The 16,073-nt window shown below is 57.4% G+C and carries 21 protein-coding genes; all 21 read right to left on the bottom strand.

Annotated features, from left to right (window positions below; genetic code table 11):
• Nucleotides 1–3: 3 nt before the first annotated feature.
• A complete protein-coding gene (gene rpsH / locus C8D72_RS11200; protein WP_086620782.1) occupies nucleotides 4–396 on the bottom strand; it encodes a 30S ribosomal protein S8 in 393 nt (130 codons plus the stop codon).
• A gap of 20 nt (nucleotides 397–416) precedes the next feature.
• A complete protein-coding gene (gene rpsN, locus C8D72_RS11195; protein ID WP_115854536.1) occupies nucleotides 417–722 on the bottom strand; it encodes a 30S ribosomal protein S14 in 306 nt (101 codons plus the stop codon).
• Between the two features lie 10 nt (nucleotides 723–732).
• Nucleotides 733–1,272 carry a 50S ribosomal protein L5 gene (rplE, locus tag C8D72_RS11190; protein WP_115854535.1) on the bottom strand — a complete coding sequence of 180 codons (540 nt, stop codon included), beginning with the start codon at nucleotides 1,270–1,272 and terminating at the stop codon, nucleotides 733–735.
• 18 nt (nucleotides 1,273–1,290) lie between these two features.
• Nucleotides 1,291–1,608 (bottom strand): 50S ribosomal protein L24, encoded by a 318-nt coding sequence (gene rplX, locus C8D72_RS11185; RefSeq protein ID WP_115854534.1) that lies wholly within the window; start codon nucleotides 1,606–1,608, stop codon nucleotides 1,291–1,293.
• Between the two features lie 16 nt (nucleotides 1,609–1,624).
• On the bottom strand, nucleotides 1,625–1,996 hold the full coding sequence (gene rplN / locus C8D72_RS11180) for a 50S ribosomal protein L14 (RefSeq protein WP_086620786.1): 372 nt from the start codon (nucleotides 1,994–1,996) through the stop codon (nucleotides 1,625–1,627).
• 46 nt (nucleotides 1,997–2,042) lie between these two features.
• Nucleotides 2,043–2,309 (bottom strand): 30S ribosomal protein S17, encoded by a 267-nt coding sequence (rpsQ, locus tag C8D72_RS11175; protein WP_115854533.1) that lies wholly within the window; start codon nucleotides 2,307–2,309, stop codon nucleotides 2,043–2,045.
• 1 nt (nucleotide 2,310) lies between these two features.
• Nucleotides 2,311–2,499 carry a 50S ribosomal protein L29 gene (rpmC, locus tag C8D72_RS11170; protein WP_086620788.1) on the bottom strand — a complete coding sequence of 63 codons (189 nt, stop codon included), beginning with the start codon at nucleotides 2,497–2,499 and terminating at the stop codon, nucleotides 2,311–2,313.
• On the bottom strand, nucleotides 2,499–2,912 hold the full coding sequence (rplP, locus tag C8D72_RS11165; protein WP_115854532.1) for a 50S ribosomal protein L16: 414 nt from the start codon (nucleotides 2,910–2,912) through the stop codon (nucleotides 2,499–2,501). Before rplP ends, rpmC begins: the two co-directional genes overlap by 1 nt.
• Before the next feature lie 11 nt (nucleotides 2,913–2,923).
• A complete protein-coding gene (rpsC, locus tag C8D72_RS11160; RefSeq protein ID WP_115854531.1) occupies nucleotides 2,924–3,625 on the bottom strand; it encodes a 30S ribosomal protein S3 in 702 nt (233 codons plus the stop codon).
• A gap of 11 nt (nucleotides 3,626–3,636) precedes the next feature.
• Nucleotides 3,637–3,972: a 50S ribosomal protein L22 gene (rplV, locus tag C8D72_RS11155; RefSeq protein ID WP_086620791.1), complete on the bottom strand. Its 336-nt coding sequence runs from the start codon at nucleotides 3,970–3,972 to the stop codon at nucleotides 3,637–3,639.
• Nucleotides 3,973–3,986: 14 nt separating this feature from the next.
• A complete protein-coding gene (rpsS, locus tag C8D72_RS11150) occupies nucleotides 3,987–4,262 on the bottom strand; it encodes a 30S ribosomal protein S19 (protein WP_008959165.1) in 276 nt (91 codons plus the stop codon).
• Nucleotides 4,263–4,306: 44 nt separating this feature from the next.
• Nucleotides 4,307–5,134, bottom strand: a complete 828-nt coding sequence (rplB, locus tag C8D72_RS11145) for a 50S ribosomal protein L2 (protein WP_115854530.1) — start codon at nucleotides 5,132–5,134, stop codon at nucleotides 4,307–4,309.
• Between the two features lie 16 nt (nucleotides 5,135–5,150).
• The gene (rplW, locus tag C8D72_RS11140; protein ID WP_086620792.1) at nucleotides 5,151–5,447 is read right to left on the bottom strand and encodes a 50S ribosomal protein L23; all 297 of its coding nucleotides are present in this window, start codon (nucleotides 5,445–5,447) and stop codon (nucleotides 5,151–5,153) included.
• Nucleotides 5,444–6,052, bottom strand: coding sequence for a 50S ribosomal protein L4 (gene rplD, locus C8D72_RS11135; RefSeq protein ID WP_115854529.1), 609 nt, complete (start codon nucleotides 6,050–6,052; stop codon nucleotides 5,444–5,446). The genes rplW and rplD overlap by 4 nt, the downstream gene beginning before the upstream one ends.
• A 13-nt stretch (nucleotides 6,053–6,065) precedes the next feature.
• Nucleotides 6,066–6,704: a 50S ribosomal protein L3 gene (gene rplC, locus C8D72_RS11130; protein WP_115854528.1), complete on the bottom strand. Its 639-nt coding sequence runs from the start codon at nucleotides 6,702–6,704 to the stop codon at nucleotides 6,066–6,068.
• 142 nt (nucleotides 6,705–6,846) lie between these two features.
• Nucleotides 6,847–7,158, bottom strand: a complete 312-nt coding sequence (rpsJ, locus tag C8D72_RS11125; protein WP_090130883.1) for a 30S ribosomal protein S10 — start codon at nucleotides 7,156–7,158, stop codon at nucleotides 6,847–6,849.
• Between the two features lie 171 nt (nucleotides 7,159–7,329).
• Nucleotides 7,330–8,523 carry an elongation factor Tu gene (gene tuf, locus C8D72_RS11120; RefSeq protein WP_115854527.1) on the bottom strand — a complete coding sequence of 398 codons (1,194 nt, stop codon included), beginning with the start codon at nucleotides 8,521–8,523 and terminating at the stop codon, nucleotides 7,330–7,332.
• A 30-nt stretch (nucleotides 8,524–8,553) separates the two neighbouring features.
• Nucleotides 8,554–10,671: an elongation factor G gene (fusA, locus tag C8D72_RS11115; RefSeq protein WP_115854526.1), complete on the bottom strand. Its 2,118-nt coding sequence runs from the start codon at nucleotides 10,669–10,671 to the stop codon at nucleotides 8,554–8,556.
• Between the two features lie 48 nt (nucleotides 10,672–10,719).
• Entirely contained in the window at nucleotides 10,720–11,190 is a 471-nt protein-coding gene (gene rpsG, locus C8D72_RS11110; protein ID WP_086620797.1) for a 30S ribosomal protein S7, read from the bottom strand.
• A gap of 109 nt (nucleotides 11,191–11,299) precedes the next feature.
• Nucleotides 11,300–11,674, bottom strand: coding sequence for a 30S ribosomal protein S12 (rpsL, locus tag C8D72_RS11105; RefSeq protein WP_115854525.1), 375 nt, complete (start codon nucleotides 11,672–11,674; stop codon nucleotides 11,300–11,302).
• A gap of 141 nt (nucleotides 11,675–11,815) precedes the next feature.
• Nucleotides 11,816–16,030, bottom strand: a complete 4,215-nt coding sequence (gene rpoC / locus C8D72_RS11100) for a DNA-directed RNA polymerase subunit beta' (RefSeq protein WP_115854524.1) — start codon at nucleotides 16,028–16,030, stop codon at nucleotides 11,816–11,818.
• Nucleotides 16,031–16,073: the final 43 nt, after the last annotated feature.

Here is a 16,073-nt window from a genome sequence, read left to right as displayed (position 1 = left end):
CTCCTAGAATACGGTGCAGATGACTTCACCGCCGACGCCTGCCTGGCGCGCCGCACGATCGGTCATGACACCTCTGGACGTGGACACGATGGCCACACCCAGACCGTCTGCTACGCGCGGCAGTTCGTCCTTGCCCTTGTAGCTGCGAAGGGAAGGCTTCGAAACACGCTGAATGTGCTCGATAACCGGCTTGCCTTCGAAGTACTTGAGGGTAATCGTCAGGTCAACCTTGACGTCGCCTTCAACGGAGAAGTCGGCAATGTAACCTTCTTCTTTCAAAACACGCGCGACTTCGACCTTGATCTTGGACGACGGCATGGTGACCGTCTCCTTGGTCGCCATCTGCGCATTACGGATACGAGTCAGCATATCCGCGAGTGTATCCTGCATGCTCATCGATAACGCTCCTGATGCGATTACCAGCTGGACTTGGTCAGGCCGGGCACATCGCCGCGCATGGCCGCTTCGCGCAGTTTATTGCGCCCAAGTCCGAACTTGTTGTAATAGCCGTGCGGCCGACCGGTCACGCGGCAGCGATTGCGCTGGCGTACCGGGCTCGAGTTGCGCGGCAGTTTCTGCAGCTGCAGCTGCGCATCAAAGCGCTCTTCATCCGAGCTATTGACGTTATGGACGATCGCCTTGAGCTCGGCACGACGGGCTGCGTACTTGTCTACCAGCTCGGCGCGCTTGCGCTCGCGCTCAACCATGCTTTTCTTTGCCATGATTACACCTTTATTTCCGGAAGGGGAAGTTCAGCGCACTCAGGAGTGCACGAGCTTCTTCGTCGGTGCCGGCAGACGTCGTGATGGTGATATCCAGCCCGCGAACACGGTCAACCTTGTCGTATTCGATCTCGGGGAAGATGATCTGTTCACGCACACCCATCGAGTAATTACCACGGCCATCAAATGACTTTGCATTGAGGCCACGGAAGTCACGAACACGCGGGATCGCGATGTTTACCAGACGGTCAAGGAAATCCCACATGCGCTCACTGCGCAGGGTTACCTTGGTGCCGATCGGCCAGCCTTCGCGCACCTTGAAGCCCGCAACTGACTTGCGTGCCAGGGTCACGACAGGCTTCTGGCCGGAAAGCTTTTCCAGATCAGCCACGGCATTGTCGATCAGCTTCTTGTCGCTGGTCGCATCACCGACGCCCATATTAAGGGTCACCTTGGTGATCCGGGGCACCTGCATTACGTTGGCATAGCCAAATTGCTCAGTGAGCTTGGCCATCACCTCGTCTTTATACTGCTGTTTCAAGTTCGCCATGTTGCCACCCGAATCGCGTTAGGCGTCGATCTGCTTTTGCGTCGACCTGAAGATACGGATCTTGGTACCGTCGTCATTCATCTGAAAGCCGACCCGATCCGCCCTGTTGGTCTCCGTATTGAAGATGGCAACGTTAGAACCGTGGATCGGAGCCTCACGCTCAACGATACCCCCTTGATTGCCGGCCATCGGGTTGGGCTTGGTGTGACGCTTGATCATGTTCACACCAGAAACCACATAGCGCCCGTCCTGCAGAACCCGCTTGACGGTGCCGCGCTTGCCCTTGTCCTTGCCGGCGATGACGACGACTTCATCATCACGTTTGATCTTGCGCATAATTCCGCCTCGCTCCTTACAGCACTTCGGGCGCCAGGGAGATAATCCGCATGAACTTCTCGGTACGAAGTTCGCGGGTTACCGGCCCGAAAATACGAGTGCCTACCGGCTGCTCGTTGGCGTTGTTCAATAAAACCGCCGCATTGCCATCGAAGCGGATAAGAGAACCATCCGGACGGCGAATCCCGCTGCGTGTGCGTACAACAACGGCCTTGAGCACCTGGCCCTTTTTGACACGGCCACGCGGAATCGCTTCCTTGACCGTTACCTTGATGATGTCACCAACACGGGCGTAACGGCGGTGAGAGCCGCCCAGGACCTTGATGCACTGGACCCTGCGCGCTCCGCTGTTGTCGGCGACATCCAGCATTGTTTGCGTTTGAATCATCGGTTTTCTCCAAACCTGAACTGATGCACGGGTTTAGGCAGCTGCCTTACCCTCTGGCCTGCTCGACGACTTCAACCAGAGTCCATGCCTTTTTCTTTGAAAGCGGCCGACACTCTTCGATGGAAACCAGATCGCCGATGTGAGCCTGATTGGTTTCGTCGTGCGCATGCAGTTTGGTGGAGCGCTTCATGTACTTTCCGTAGATCGGATGGCGCTCACGACGCTCGATCATGACAACGATCGATTTTTCCATCCGATCACTCACCACACGTCCGGTGAGCCTGCGTGCTTTGTTTGCCTGTTCTTCGGCCATTTCAGTCCACCTTCTCGTTGAGCACAGTCTTCACGCGCGCGATGTCGCGGCGAACCTGTTTGAGCAGATGGTTCTGGCTCAACTGACCGGTAGCCTTCTGCATCCGCAGGTTGAATTGCTCGCGCAGCAGTTCGAACAGCTGCTCATTGAGCGCTTCGGTCGACTTGTCACGAAGTTCCTGAGCTTTCATTACATTACCGTCCGTTTCACAAAGGTAGTGGCAACGGGCATCTTCTGAGCCGCGAGACTGAACGCTTCGCGCGCCATCTCTTCCGATACGCCTTCAATTTCGTAAAGAACCCTGCCCGGCTGAATCTGAGCGACCCAGTATTCGACAGAACCCTTGCCCTTACCCATACGGACTTCGAGCGGCTTTTCGGAAATCGGCTTGTCCGGAAAAACACGGATCCAGATCTTGCCGCCACGTTTAACATGACGCGTGATAGCACGACGGCCGGCTTCAATCTGACGAGCAGTGATACGACCGCGGCCGGTCGCCTTGAGGCCGTACTCACCGAAGCTCACGCTACTACCGCGATGCGCCAGACCGCGGTTGCGGCCCTTCTGCTGCTTGCGGAATTTGGTACGCTTGGGCTGTAACATCGACTATCCCCTTACTTGGAACCTTTCTTCTTGCCGGGAGCGCCAGTCTGCGAATTATTCTGCTTCGCACGGACTTCTTCGATCCCACCAAGAATTTCGCCCTTGAAGATCCACACCTTGACACCGATGACACCGTAAGTGGTGTGCGCCTCGTAAACCGAGTAATCGATATCGGCACGCAGGGTGTGAAGGGGAACACGGCCTTCGCGATACCATTCCGTACGCGCGATTTCTGCACCACCAAGACGACCGGAGAGCTGAATCCGGATGCCCTTGGCGCCCAGACGCATGGCGTTTTGTACCGCACGCTTCATGGCACGACGGAACATGACGCGACGTTCAAGCTGACCGGCAACGTTCTGCGCTACCAGCGCAGCGTCGAGTTCAGGCTTGCGAACTTCCTCAATGTTGACGTGCACCGGCACGCCCATGAGGTTGGTCAGATCACGACGCAGACGCTCGACATCTTCACCCTTCTTGCCAATCACGATACCCGGACGGGCAGTATGAATGGTAATGCGGGCGTTGTTGGCCGGACGTTCGATATGGATCCTGCTGACAGAGGCGCTTTTCAGACGCTCGGACAGGAAACTGCGAACTTCGAGATCGTTATTAAGCTTGTCGGCATAAGCACCGCGCTCGGCGTACCACACGGAAGTGTGGTCCTTGACGATCCCGAGGCGAATACCGACTGGATTGACTTTTTGACCCATCTGGTCGACTCCTACTTCTCGGCTACCTTGACGGTGATATGGCAGGTACGCTTCATGATGCGATCCGCACGGCCCTTGGCACGCGGCAGAATACGCTTGAGCGTCATGCCCTCATCGACACAGATGGTCGAGACGCGAAGCTCGTCGATGTCCATGCCGTTATTTTCTTCCGCGTTGGCGATAGCGGATTGCAGTACCTTTCTCACCAGCACAGCCGCCTTTTTGGGCGAAAATGCCAGGATATTCAGTGCTTCTGCGACCGGCTTGCCCCGCACCTGATCTGCCACCAAACGTGCCTTCTGGGCGGACAGGCGAGCGCCGCGCAATTTAGCAGCTACTTCTTCCATTGTGGTCCTCTCCCTTACCGCTTGGCTTTCTTGTCAGCCGCGTGACCGCGATAGGTGCGGGTGGCAGCAAATTCGCCCAGCTTGTGGCCCACCATCTCTTCAGAGACGTGTACCGGTACATGCTGGCGACCGTTATGGACAGCAATGGTGAGTCCTACCATATTGGGCAGGATCATCGAGCGACGCGACCAGGTCTTGATCGGTTTGCGGTCGCTCTTTTCCACAGCCGCCTCAACCTTCTTCAAAAGATGAAGGTCAATGAAGGGACCTTTCTTAAGTGAACGTGGCACAGCCGTTACCCCTTAAATACTGATGTTTGGCCTTGCGGCACCGTTTATCTGGCTTTGCGACGACGCACGATAAGCTTGTCGGTACGCTTGTTCTTGCGCGTCTTGTGACCCTTGGTCGGAATACCCCAGGGGGTTACCGGATGACGGCCACCACTGGTACGACCTTCACCACCACCATGCGGGTGATCAACCGGGTTCATCGCGACGCCGCGAACAGTCGGACGCACGCCTCTCCAACGCTTGGCACCGGCCTTGCCGAGCTGCCCAAGGCTGTGCTCGGAGTTGCCGACTTCGCCCAGCGTGGCGCGACATTCAGCCAGGATGCGACGCATTTCACCGCTACGCAAACGCACGGTGGCATAGTTACCTTCACGTGCGACCAGCTGAGCGCTGGTACCGGCGCTGCGTACAAGCTGTGCACCCTTGCCGGGCTTGAGCTCGATGCAGTGAATTGTCGAACCAACCGGAACATTGCGCAGGGGCAGAGCGTTACCCTGACGAATCGGTGCGTTGACACCCGACTCCAGGCGATCGCCTTCTGCAACACCCCGGGGGGCAATGATGTAACGGCGTTCACCGTCCACATACTTCAGCAGTGCAATGTGTGCGCTGCGGTTCGGATCGTATTCAAGACGCTCGACGATGGCAGGCACGCCATCCTTGTTGCGCTTGAAGTCTACCAGACGATAGTGCTGGCGATTGCCACCACCCACGTGCCGGGTAGTGATACGACCGTTGTTGTTACGTCCACCCGAACGCGACTGTGCTTCGGTCAGCGCCGCATGCGGACGCCCCTTGTACAGCCCATTGGTAACGACCTTCACCTTGTGGCGACGGCCGGCGGACGTTGGTTTTGTCTTGACTACTGCCATGATCCGTTCTCCTGCCTCACTCGGCGCCGGTGAAGTCTTCGAGCGTTTCGCCCGCAGCCAGGGTGACGTAGGCCTTGCGATAACCGCTGCGATGACCTTCGCCACGAGCGTTGCGCTTGACCTTGCCCTTCATGTTCAGGACCTGGACGCTGTCGACCTTTTTCTCAAAAAGCGCTTCAACAGCTTTCTTGATTTCGGGCTTGGTAGCATCACTGGCGACCTTGAAAACGTACTGGTTACGCTCTGCAGCGTAAGCAGCCTTCTCGGTCATGTGCGGCCCAAGCAGCACCTGGAATACGCGTTCCTGATTCATGCCAGCTTCTCCTCGAACTTGCGGAGGGCGGGTACGGTCATCAGCACCTTGTCATAGGCAATCAGGCTGACAGGATCCGCGCTCGACGCTTCGATCACGTCCACGTTGGGGATATTGCGAGCGGCCAGATAAAGATTCTCATCCAGCTCGTCAGTCACGATCAGCACCTTTTCCAGACCGAGCTCGGAAAGACGACCAACCAGCTGCTTGGTCTTGGGGCTGTCCACGGTAAAGGCATCAACGGCGACCAGACGTTCCTGACGCACGAGCTCCGAAAGGATGGAGCGCATGGCAGCGCGGTACATCTTGCGATTGACCTTCTGGGAATGATCCTGCGGACGCGCCGCAAAGGTCACGCCACCGGTACGCCAGATCGGCGAACGGATGGTACCGGCACGAGCACGACCGGTGCCCTTCTGACGCCACGGCTTCTTGCCGCCACCGCTGACATCAGAACGGTTTTTCTGTGCACGGGTTCCCTGACGCGCGCCTGCCAGATAAGCAGTCACGACCTGGTGAACCAGCGCCTCGTTGAATTCCTTGCCAAAGGTCTCGTCGGAAATCTCGACGGCTCCGGCTCCTGCACCTGCAAGATTGAGATTCATCGTTACCTACCCCTCAGCGAGCTTTGACAGCGGTGCGCACGATCACATCGCTACCGGCAGCACCAGGTACGGCACCCTTGACCAGCAGCAGATTGCGTTCGGCGTCAACACGGACGATTTCAAGGCTCTGAACGGTGACACGCTCGTTACCCATCTGACCGGCCATCTTCTTGCCCTTGAAGACGCGACCCGGCGTCTGGCACTGGCCGATGGAACCCGGCGCGCGATGCGACAGAGAGTTACCGTGGGTATTGTCCTGCGTGCGGAAATTCCAGCGCTTTACTGCGCCCTGGAAGCCCTTGCCCTTGGACGTACCAGTGACGTCAATGAGCTGGCCTGCTTCGAAGAGGGATACGGTGAGCTCGCTTCCGGACTGCGGATCTTCCTCGCCTTCGGCAAGGCGGAATTCCGCCAGGAAACGACCGGCCTCGACACCTGCGCTGGCATACTGCCCGGCAATCGCCTTGGTGAGGTGCTTGGCCTTGCGCGAGCCTGCAGTAACCTGAACGGCACGATAACCATCAGACTCGAGGGTCTTGATGCGCGTGACGCGGTTAGGCTCGACTTCAATAACGGTTACGGGCACGGAGGCACCGTCTTCGGTGAAGATACGGGTCATACCGCTCTTCTTACCGACTAAACCGATAGACATGTTCAGTCTCCTTTAGTGTACGGGGCTATCACCCGCTATGGCTGCCCTTTCCAGAGCATTCCACTAGCACATTGTGTGACGCCATCCCGGCGTGAGCGGCTGGGCCAGTGCCCGAAGTGCCGCATGAGTGACTAGTGTTGGGTTAATCAACCTTGATCTGTACGTCTACACCAGCTGCCAGATCAAGCTTCATCAGGGCATCAACCGTTTTCTCGGTCGGCTCAACGATGTCCAGCACACGCTTGTGAGTACGAATTTCATACTGATCACGCGCATCCTTGTTGACATGCGGTGAAATCAGGATGGTGTAGCGTTCACGCTTGGTCGGCAGCGGAATCGGACCGCGTACCTGTGCACCAGTGCGCTTGGCAGTATCCACAATTTCCTGTGCAGACTGATCGATAAGACGATGATCAAAGGCTTTCAAGCGAATGCGAATCTTCTGGTTCTGCATTACCCGGGACTCCAGGGAAATTCAAGACGATGTCGGACGCCGATGGGCGCCTGACCGCCTACGCACGCCTCAAAAGGATGCGCATTATAGGCAGGCACTCGCTCAGAGTCAAACATGCATATGACAAAGGGGCCTCCCAACGGAGGCCCCTTTAGATTTCGAGCAATGAAATCACTCGACGATCTTGGCAACAACACCAGCGCCAACGGTACGACCGCCTTCGCGAATGGCGAAGCGCAGACCGTCTTCCATGGCGATCGGAGCGATCAGGGTAACAACCATCTTGACGTTGTCGCCCGGCATGACCATTTCTACGCCTTCCGGCAGTTCACAGGTACCAGTGACGTCAGTGGTACGGAAGTAGAACTGCGGACGATAGCCCTTGAAGAAAGGCGTGTGACGACCACCTTCTTCCTTGGACAGGATGTAGACTTCGGACTCGAACTTGGTGTGCGGCTTGATGCTGCCCGGCTTGGCCAGAACCTGACCACGCTCGACGTCATCACGCTTGGTACCACGAAGCAGGGCACCAACGTTCTCACCGGCACGACCTTCGTCGAGCAGCTTACGGAACATCTCAACGCCGGTAACGGTCGTCTTGACGGTGTCCTTGAGGCCGATGATCTCGACTTCTTCACCCGGCTTGACGATACCGCGCTCGACACGGCCGGTCACAACAGTACCACGACCCGAGATGGAGAAGACGTCCTCGATCGGCATCAGGAACGGCTGATCGATGGCACGCTCCGGCTCAGGGATATACTCATCCATGGCACGAACGAGGTTGGCAACGGCGGTGGTGCCCATGCCATTGTCGTCCTTGCCTTCCAGTGCCATCAGAGCAGAACCGATGATGATCGGCGTGTCATCGCCCGGGAAGTCGTACTCGGACAGAAGTTCGCGAACTTCCATCTCGACCAGCTCGAGCAGCTCTTCGTCATCGACCATGTCAGCCTTGTTCAGGAAGACAACGACAAACGGAACACCGACCTGACGAGACAGCAGGATGTGCTCGCGCGTCTGCGGCATCGGGCCGTCAGCTGCAGAACAGACCAGGATAGCGCCGTCCATCTGGGCAGCACCGGTGATCATGTTCTTGACGTAGTCAGCGTGTCCCGGGCAGTCAACGTGCGCGTAGTGACGCAGCTCGGACTGGTACTCAACGTGTGCTGTCGAGATCGTGATACCACGCTCACGCTCTTCAGGAGCGTTGTCGATGGTTGCAAACTCGCGCCAGTCACCGCCAAATACTTCGGCGGAAACACGTGTCAGGGCCGCAGTCAGCGTGGTCTTGCCATGGTCAACGTGACCGATGGTGCCTACGTTTACGTGCGTTTTGGAACGTTCAAATTTTTCCTTGGCCACTGCTATAACCTCTCTGTCGACTAACGGTTATCATTTCTGGTTAATGACGGCTTCGACGATGCTGGACGGTGCCTCATCGTACTTCGCAAACTCCATGGAGTAGCTTGCGCGGCCCTGGGTCTGAGAACGCAGATCGGTCGCATAACCGAACATCTCACCCAGTGGCACCATGGCACGGATAACCTTACCGGAAGTAGTGTCATCCATACCCTGAACAAGACCACGCCGACGGTTAAGGTCACCCATGACATCACCCATGAAATCTTCGGGTGTTACCACTTCGACACTCATTACCGGCTCGAGCAGAACTGCTCCGGCCTTGCGTGCGCCCTCCTTGATTGCCATCGATGAGGCAACCTTGAAGGCATTCTCATTGGAGTCGACGTCGTGATAGGAACCGTCATACAGCGCAACCTTGACGTTGATCATCGGATAACCGGCGATGACACCGTTCTGCAGCTGCTCAAAGGCACCCTTCTCGACTGCCGGCACATATTCCTTGGGTACCACACCACCCACGATCTCGGAATTGAACTTGAAGGTCATTTCCGGATCATCACCACGGTCTGCGTCCGTCAGCGGTTCGATACGCAGGTAGACATGACCGAACTGGCCGCGACCACCCGACTGACGAACGAACTTGCCTTCCTGCTCAACGCTCTTCTTGATCGTCTCGCGATAGGCTACCTGCGGCTTGCCGATATTGGCTTCGACCTTGAACTCGCGACGCATGCGGTCAACGAGAATATCCAGGTGAAGTTCACCCATACCGGAAATGATGGTCTGCCCGGTTTCCTCGTCGGTCTTGACGCGGAAGGAGGGATCTTCCTGAGCCAGCTTGCCCAGCGCAATACCCATCTTTTCCTGGTCTGCCTTCGACTTGGGTTCTACGGCAACCGAAATAACCGGTTCCGGGAACTCCATGCGCTCCAGCACGATCTTCGAGTTCGGATCACAGAGCGTATCACCGGTCGTGACATCCTTGAGACCGACACAGGCAGCGATATCGCCCGCATAGACCTGCTTGATCTCCTGACGGCTGTTGGAGTGCATCTGAACGATACGACCAACACGCTCCTTCTTGTCCTTCACCGAGTTGTATACCTGGTCACCGGAATTGAGTACTCCGGAGTATACGCGGATGAAGGTCAACGTTCCGACAAACGGGTCAGTCGCGATCTTGAAGGCCAGTGACGAGAAGGGGGCGCTGTCATCAGCTTCACGGGTTTCGATGGTACCCGCAGCGTCATCCAGCTCACCTTCGATGGCCTTGACTTCGGTCGGCGACGGCAGGTACTCGATAACCGCGTCCAGCATGGCCTGTACGCCCTTGTTCTTGAACGCAGAGCCACAGGTTACCAGGACGATTTCGTTGTCCAGCGTACGACGACGCAGACCGGCCTTGATTTCCTCAACGGAAAGTTCACCTTCTTCGAGGTACTTTTCCATCAGTTCTTCAGAGGCTTCAGCGGCAGACTCGACCATATGCTCGTACCATTCCTGAGCCGTATCCTGCAGCTCGGCCGGAATGTCGACGAGGTCATAGGTCATGCCACGATCGCCTTCATTCCAGAGAATGCCCTTCATCTGGAGAAGATCGATGACGCCCTTGAATTCATCTTCCGCACCCCAGTTGATCTGGATCGGTACGGCATTGGCGCCCAGACGCTTGCGCATCTGTTCGACCACCATGAAGTAGTCGGCACCGGCACGGTCCATCTTGTTGACGAACACCATGCGGGGAACTTCATAGCGGTTGGCCTGGCGCCAGACGGTTTCGGTCTGAGGCTGAACACCGGAGCTGCCACACAGTACGACGATCGCACCGTCCAGCACGCGCAGCGAACGCTCAACTTCGATGGTGAAGTCAACGTGCCCGGGCGTGTCGATGATGTTGATGCGATGCTCATCGAACTGCTGGTTCATGCCGCTCCAGAAACAGGTGGTCGCAGCAGAGGTGATGGTAATACCACGCTCCTGCTCCTGCTCCATCCAGTCCATGACAGCGGCGCCTTCATGCACTTCACCGATCTTGTGAGAAAGACCCGTGTAGAAGAGCACGCGTTCGGTCGTCGTTGTCTTGCCGGCATCAACGTGGGCGCAGATACCGATATTGCGGTAGCGCTTAAGAGGAGTCTTGCGTGCCACGATAGCGTATCCTGTAGTTGGAAGCGCCTTCGCCTGAAGGCGCCTCTATTAGAAGCGGTAGTGAGAGAAGGCCTTGTTGGCTTCTGCCATACGATGTACGTCTTCACGCTTCTTGACAGCAGCACCCTTGCCTTCAGCCGCATCCAGCATTTCGCCGGCCAGCCTCTGTACCATGGTCTTTTCACCACGATTACGTGCTGCGTCCACCATCCAGCGCATGGCCAGCGCCTGACGACGGGAAGGACGCACTTCAACGGGTACCTGATAGGTAGCACCGCCGACACGACGTGATTTAACTTCGACCATGGGCTGGATGGCTTCCAGTGCCTTGTCGAAAATGTCCAGCGGCTCATCATTGGAGCGTTCGGCAACCCGATCCAGCGCACCATACACGATGCGCTCGGCTACGGATTTCTTGCCGCTGATCATCAGGTGGTTCATGAACTTGGCCAGGCGCTCACTTCCGAACTTGGGATCCGGCAGGATGTCGCGCTTCGCCGCAATACGTCTTCTAGGCATGATAAGCCCTCAGTCAGAAGAGTCTTTCAGGTAAACCCGGGACCAAACACCTTATGGTGCGCTGCCCGGCCTTACTCTTATCAGACCGTGTAAATTGTGTAGATACCGATCAGGACTTCGGCTTCTTGGTACCGTACTTCGAACGTGCCTGCTTACGGTTCTGAACACCCGAGGTATCCAGTGCACCGCGAACGGTGTGATAACGCACACCCGGAAGGTCCTTTACTCGACCACCACGAATCAGAACCACGGAGTGCTCCTGAAGGTTGTGGCCTTCACCGCCGATATACGAAGCAACTTCGTAACCGTTGGTCAGGCGAACACGACATACCTTACGAAGGGCCGAGTTCGGCTTCTTGGGCGTGGTGGTATAAACACGCGTGCAAACACCGCGGCGCTGCGGGCATGCCTGCAGTGCAGGCACGTCGCTTTTGGCCTGCGGGCGCTTGCGGGGCTTGCGCACCAGCTGATTAATCGTTGCCATAAAGGCTCGCTCCAATGATGATGATACAAAACAGCAGGGACAGGACGCACCTGCCCCTACTGTTAAAGGCTGCGAATTCTAAGGGTTCGCCTGCAAGGGCGTCAAGTCCTGCGCCGTAACCGGCGCAGAACCCATTGTCCCTCAAAGATCGTCGTCTGCATCCAGTGCCGTCAGATGCTCGCCCAGCTGCTGCTCGACATCGAAGGCCGAGGGATGCGGATCACGCGTGGCACCCTCCTTCCTGCGACGGCGCTCGGCATGATGGGTAAGACCCGTACCTGCCGGGATAAGACGCCCAACGACCACGTTCTCCTTCAAACCACGCAGATAGTCGCGCTTGCCGGTTACGGCTGCCTCGGTCAGTACGCGCGTGGTCTCCTGGAAGGAAGCTGCTGAAATAAAGGATTCCGTGGCGAGTGACGCCTTGGTAATCCCGAGCAGCACGCGGTCGTATTTGGCCGGGAACTTCTCCTGTTCCTGCAGTCGTGCATTCTCTGCCAGAACACGAACCAGTTCGACCTGGTCACCCGGAATCAGCGTGCTGTCACCGGCATCGAGAATCTCGACCTTGCGCAGCATCTGACGCACGATAACTTCGATGTGCTTATCGTTGATGCCAACGCCCTGGAGTCGATAGACGTCCTGGATTTCCGCCGTGATGTACTTGGCCAGTTCGCTCACGCCCAGCAGACGCAGAATGTCGTGCGGGTTGCTGGGGCCATCGGAAATGACCTCACCACGCTCGACGGTTTCACCTTCGAAGACACCGATCTGACGCCACTTGGGAATCAGCATTTCGATCGGATCACTATCGGCAGGCGTAATCATCAGACGACGCTTGCCCTTGGTTTCCTTGCCGAAGGTAATGGTACCCGTGGCTTCGGCCAGCACCGCGGCTTCCTTGGGCTTGCGCGCTTCGAACAGGTCGGCAACGCGCGGCAGACCCCCGGTGATGTCCTTGTTGCCGGACGCTTCGACCGGAATACGGGCGACCACCTCACCAATACCGATCGCAGAGCCGTCATCGACGGAAACGATCGCATTGCCCGGCAGCATGTACTGTACCGGCGTGTTGGAACCGGGCAGCGATACCGCTTCACCATGCTCGTCCTGCAGCATGATCATCGGACGCTTGTCGCGACCCGATGTCGGACGGTTACCGGACTCGATCACCTCAATGGAGGAAAGGCCGGTCATTTCATCAACACTTCGGTTGATGGTGACGTTTTCTTCCATGTCCGTGAACTGGATGCGTCCGTCCACTTCCGAAACGATCGGATGCGTGTGGGGGTCCCACTTGGCCACAACCTGACCGGATTCAACCAGCGCACCGTCCTTGATGGACAGCTCGGCGCCATAGGGCAGCTTGTAGTACTCACGCTCACGGCCATGTTCATCGGCCACGGCGAGCGCACTGGAGCGCGACACCACCACCAGCTTGCCGTCACTGCGCTCGACATGCTTCATGTTGTGCAGGCGTACACTGCCGCCATGCTTGACCTGAACACTGTCCACGGCAGAGGCACGAGAAGCCGCGCCACCGATGTGGAAGGTACGCATGGTCAGCTGGGTACCCGGCTCACCGATCGACTGGGCAGCAATGACGCCCACCGACTCACCGACGTTGACCACGTGACCACGAGCCAGATCGCGACCGTAGCAGGAGGAACAGACGCCGTGCGCCGTTTCACAGGTGATGGTCGAGCGCACCACGATCTCGTCGACACCCATGGTGTCGAGACGGTTGCACCATGCTTCATCAAGCAGCGTGTTACGCGGAATCAGTACTTCCTGACTCTGCGGATCCACAACATCACGTGCCACGACACGACCCAGCACGCGCTCGGCCAGCGAAACAATGATGTCACCACCCTCGATGACCGGGTGAAGTGTCAGGCCTTCTTCTGTGCCACAGTCGGTGTCGGTCACGACCACGTCCTGCGCCACATCGACCAGACGGCGTGTCAGGTAACCGGAGTTGGCCGTTTTCAGTGCCGTATCCGCCAGACCCTTACGTGCGCCGTGCGTAGAGATGAAGTACTGCAGTACGTTCAGACCTTCACGGAAGTTGGCCGTGATCGGCGTTTCGATAATCGAGCCATCCGGCTTGGCCATCAGGCCACGCATACCGGCCAGCTGACGAATCTGGGCAGCGCTACCTCGCGCACCGGAATCCGCCATGATGAAGACGCTGTTGAACGACTCCTGCTCGACCTCGTTGCCTTCACGATCGGTGACCGTCTCTTTCGAGATGCCGGTCATCATGGCGCGGGCCACCTTGTCGTTGGCCTTTGACCAGATATCGATGACCTTGTTGTACTTCTCGCCGGCGGTGACAAGACCCGAGGAGAACTGATCCTCGATCTCTTTAACTTCATCCTCGGCCGCTTCGATGATTTCCTTCTTGGAATCAGGAATAACGAAGTCGTTGACGCCGATGGACGCACCCGACCAGGTCGCCAGGCGGAAACCGGTATACATCAGCTGGTCGGCAAAGATGACGGTTTCCTTCAGACCGACCAGACGGTAACCCGCATTGATCAGCTGAGAGATCGCCTTTTTCTTCATCGCACGATCGACCATGTCGAACGGCATACCACGCGGCACGATGCGATACAGCAGCGCACGTCCCACGGTGGTGTCCTTGACCGATACCTGCTCGACCAGTTCGCCACTCTCTTCGTCACGCGCCCATTCGCTCAGACGAACACGAATGCGGGCATGCAGGGCCACACTCTGGGTGCCAAAGGCACGCTCGACCTCATTGAGATCCGAGAAGGCCATGCCCTCGCCCTTCGCTCCGATGCGCTCACGAGTCATGTAATAAAGACCCAGAACAACATCCTGCGACGGTACGATGATGGGATCACCGTTGGCCGGCGACAGTACGTTGTTGGTCGACATCATCAGCGCACGCGCTTCGAGCTGGGATTCCAGCGTCAGCGGTACGTGCACGGCCATCTGGTCGCCGTCAAAGTCGGCGTTGTAGGCCGCACAGACCAGCGGGTGCAACTGGATGGCCTTGCCTTCGATCAGCATCGGCTCGAACGCCTGAATGCCCAGACGGTGCAGCGTCGGCGCACGGTTGAGCAGTACCGGGTGCTCGCGAATCACGTCGGCGAGAATATCCCAGACTTCGGGCATCTCACGCTCGACAAGCTTCTTGGCAGCCTTGATCGTAGAGGCCTGACCACTGCCCTGCAGCTTCGAATAGATAAACGGCTTGAACAGCTCAAGCGCCATCTTCTTGGGCAAACCACACTGGTGCAGACGCAGCGTCGGGCCCACGGTAATGACCGAACGACCGGAGTAGTCGACACGCTTGCCCAGCAGGTTCTGACGGAAACGACCCTGCTTGCCCTTGATCATGTCGGCCAGAGACTTCAGCGGACGCTTGTTGGAGCCCGTGATGGCACGACCACGACGACCGTTGTCCAGCAGCGCATCGACCGATTCCTGCAGCATGCGCTTTTCGTTGCGCACGATGATATCCGGCGCAGACAGGTCCAGCAGACGCTTGAGACGATTGTTACGGTTGATCACACGACGGTAGAGGTCGTTGAGATCGGAGGTGGCAAAACGGCCACCATCCAGCGGTACCAGCGGACGCAGGTCCGGCGGCAGCACCGGCAGAACTTCCATGACCATCCAGCCCGGATGGTTACCCGAACGATAGAAGGCTTCCAGTAGCTTGAGGCGCTTGGAAAGCTTCTTGATCTTGGTGTCCGAGTTGGTCTGGGGAATCTCTTCACGCAGACGCTCGATCTCTTCGCCAAGATCGATGTCGGACAGCAGCGCCTGAACGGCTTCAGCACCCATGCGGGCATCAAAGTCGTCGCCAAACTCTTCGAGCGCTTCGAAATACTGCTCATCGTTAAGCAGCTGACCGCGCTCAAGCGTTGTCATGCCCGGATCGATGACCACAAAGGACTCGAAATAGAGCACACGCTCGATATCGCGCAGCGTCATGTCCATCAGCATGCCGATACGCGACGGCAGCGATTTCAGAAACCAGATGTGCGCGACAGGAGATGCCAGCTCGATATGGCCCATGCGCTCACGACGCACGGAAGCCTTGGTCACTTCAACGCCGCATTTTTCGCAGATAATGCCGCGATGCTTCATGCGCTTGTACTTGCCGCACAGGCACTCGTAATCCTTGACCGGACCAAAAATCTTGGCACAGAACAGGCCATCACGTTCTGGCTTGAACGTCCGGTAGTTAATGGTCTCGGGCTTTTTGACCTCGCCAAACGACCAGCTGCGGATCATGTCCGGAGAAGCAAGCGAAATCCGAATGGCATCAAACTCTTCGGACTGCGCCTGCGATTTAAGAACTTTGACCAGATCTTTCATGGGGTCGGCTCCGTTGCGGAGTTGTCATGAGCGGGGTCCGGTT

Origin of the sequence: Kushneria indalinina DSM 14324, assembly GCF_003385845.1 — a bacterium.
In the GTDB taxonomy this organism is placed as follows: Bacteria; Pseudomonadota; Gammaproteobacteria; order Pseudomonadales; family Halomonadaceae; genus Kushneria; species Kushneria indalinina.
Note: the sequence above shows the minus strand (reverse complement) of the source record. Positions and strands in the feature narration are given on the sequence as shown.